Origin of the sequence: Vibrio sp. 10N.222.48.A3, from assembly GCF_041475345.1 — a bacterium.
GTDB classification, from domain to species: domain Bacteria; phylum Pseudomonadota; class Gammaproteobacteria; order Enterobacterales; family Vibrionaceae; genus Vibrio; species Vibrio tasmaniensis_A.
Map to the genome: position 1 here is coordinate 1 of NZ_JBFRVX010000810.1, position 1363 is coordinate 1363.

A 1363-nucleotide genomic window follows, 5' to 3' on the forward strand; every position below is an offset into this window, starting at 1 on the left:
CATTAATGGTGTTGTATGGGCTATCGGCTGCAACTAATACGACCGCTGGGTCGAGGTTTACTAAGCGAATGAGTCTAAAATCGTCTGCGGTATGGCGCATCAAACCCATTTGAGGGAGCGAAGCGATTTCACGAGTGACTACTGTCAACGTGTAACCATCAGCGCGCTGCTGAGCACCAAAGCTCATACCTACGGCACCCGCACCACCCGTACGGTTCATGATTGAAATGTTTTGTCCTAAAATGTCTTTCGCACTATTTGCAAGGGTACGGCCAACGGCATCTGTACCGCCGCCCGCGCCAAATGGGACAACTAAGCGAATGTTTTTGCTCGGGTAGTCTGCTGCAATCGACGTTGCAGAAACAAGTATGCCAGCTGCCAGCATGATGGATTTCAATAATTTACTCATAGTAAGTTCCTTCTGTTTCTAATTATTAGCGATATGTTTTTGTAGGGTTTTCTGCTTTTTCTGTTTGGTATTCGTGCATTGCTAGCTGTTCAATAGCTACCGCTATCCAGCCACTGATCAGCATGTCATACCATTGTTGTACGCCACTGCAGGCAACAACCACGTTTCCGTAAACAAACGAACCATAAAACAGTAAGTCTTCGTCACGTAATGAAGATGGGTGTTGAGAATGAAGTGTTAGATTGCTTGTCGATTCTCGCCATGCTTGCTGAGCTTTCTTACGAGCAAGGTGATCAAACTTGATAGTCCAGTTATCAGGGGTTCCCAAAGACTCTTCATAAAGAATGGCGTCTTCGAAAGAGGCTTCCCATGGCTTGAGGTGTGGATTCATAACGACAATATGCAGTTCTTTTCTATTGGTTCTTTCAAACAGCTTGTCGATAGAGGGTTTAACGATATCGATAGCATCTTGAGTGATATCTTTCATTGAGCGCATGCCACATGTCCTTATGTTTGAATGTTTAATATAGAATATTGTATGACAATTTTTCTTCAATTGATGAAGCTCTGGAAGTCGCTTTCGATCACAAGTAGAAGTCTCCTAAATAGACTTCAGTCTTGTTTTAACCATGATGTTAAGAAATTAGTGTGATGTTGGTCTTTTTTAGGCGTGATATGAATAGGTGTCGTTTCAGTTCGATTGCGGCTGATTATCAGAATGTGAATGTCAGTGCTTATTGGCGTGACTGTGTGAACTAATTTGCCGTGGAAAGTTGAGCGTAGCAATCGGATATTGGATTAAATTATCGGATAGATATGAACACCTTAGATAATTTATGCTTTAAAATTTTAGAGTCGGGTCTTTGACATTTTACGTGACAATATGCGTTTGTTTTCGTGACGGATTCTTAAAGTCGATAGTAGTAAAATTAAGTGAACTTGTCGGTTTTCATG

At 41.8% G+C, this 1363-nt stretch carries 2 protein-coding genes; both read right to left on the reverse strand.

All coding sequences use genetic code 11. The annotated features are described in order from the left end of the window. The coding region (locus AB4653_RS20070; RefSeq protein WP_372105147.1) for a Bug family tripartite tricarboxylate transporter substrate binding protein at positions 1–409 on the reverse strand (409 nt) is incomplete at its 3' end. A 25-nt stretch (positions 410–434) separates the two neighbouring features. Then, complete coding sequence (locus AB4653_RS20075; RefSeq protein ID WP_017080997.1) at positions 435–905, reverse strand: hypothetical protein; 471 nt, start codon at positions 903–905, stop codon at positions 435–437. Positions 906–1363: the final 458 nt, after the last annotated feature.

Coding starts and splice junctions, on each gene's coding strand:
- AB4653_RS20075 (WP_017080997.1), bottom strand. CDS start 905: ATGCGCTCAATGAAAGATATCACTCAAGATGCTATCGATATCGTTAAA.